Source organism: Cyanobium sp. NIVA-CYA 375, assembly GCF_056108345.1.
This window is the reverse complement of sequence record NZ_JBSYHW010000257.1, coordinates 1-951: the sequence shown is the minus strand read 5'-3', so window position 1 is coordinate 951 and position 951 is coordinate 1. Positions and strand designations below refer to the sequence as shown.

Genomic DNA, 951 nt, shown 5'->3' with positions numbered 1-951 from the left:
GGATGGCCTGCTCCGCCGGTGTCGCGGTGCCAGTTCGAGACCATCGAATTGTGGATGTCGCAATGGCCGGTGAAGAATGCGCCGCGCTCGCCGAACACGCCCTTGAAGAACCCGGTCACGCGCGGATCGGCGAACAGCCAGGCGAGGTCCGGCACTTCGATCGCCGCATTGGGCTGGGTCTTGCCGAGGTTGAACACCACCCCCCGGCCGCTGGCGAAGAACCCGCCGACGGTCCCGCGCAGGCGGGCGATCTCGGCTCCGTCGAGGAAGCCGGGCAGTACGGCATAGCCGTCGGTTTCGAGCTGCTGGCGGATTGCCGCCACGTCGTAATCCATCGCCATCATCCCTTTGCCAGTGAATCGGTGACCCAGGCCGCTTCCTCGCCCAGCGCATGGGCGCACTCGGCGATGCGAGTGCGCGCTGCGCCGCCATCGCCGAGCAGGCGGGCTGCTTCGCCCAGCATCGCTTCGCGCTCGGCCGCGTCGGGCCAGGGCGAGTATTCGTGCGGCGCAGGATAGCCCAGCATGTGCTGCAGTGCGAGAATCTTGTGCGAGTTGGAGCCCATGAACACGCACGGGGTGCCGCCGAGCGCGGCCATGATCGACGGATGCCAGCGCCCGCTGACATAGAGCCGCGCATGACCGAGGATCGCGGCCTGGGCCATGATCGGCGCCTTGATCGGGAGGTAGGTCGCGCCGGTCCGTTCGGCCACCTGCTTGAGGAAGAAATCGCCCGTGCAGCCCGGCAGCAGGGCGATGCCCATGCCGAAGCGCTTCAGGTCCTCGACCAGCGCGACATAGGCCTCGACCGCCCGCTCCGGCTCGTAGGCCGAGCGCGAGCTGCCGCCGACGAGGATGTAGGGGTGGCGCAGAACCTCGGGCATGGCGAAACCGGTGCCTTCGTAGAACGGCACCAGCCGCTCGTGATCGTACGGCCCGGCCCCGTCGTCGA

2 protein-coding genes are annotated in these 951 nt (G+C 68.5%); both read right to left on the bottom strand.

All coding sequences use genetic code 11. The annotated features are described in order from the left end of the window. Positions 1-335: phytanoyl-CoA dioxygenase family protein (locus AC01FP_RS17925; protein WP_474482141.1), on the bottom strand; the 335-nt coding region annotated here is incomplete at its 3' end. A gap of 5 nt (positions 336-340) precedes the next feature. After that, the coding region (locus AC01FP_RS17920) for a polysaccharide pyruvyl transferase family protein (protein WP_474482139.1) at positions 341-951 on the bottom strand (611 nt) is incomplete at its 5' end.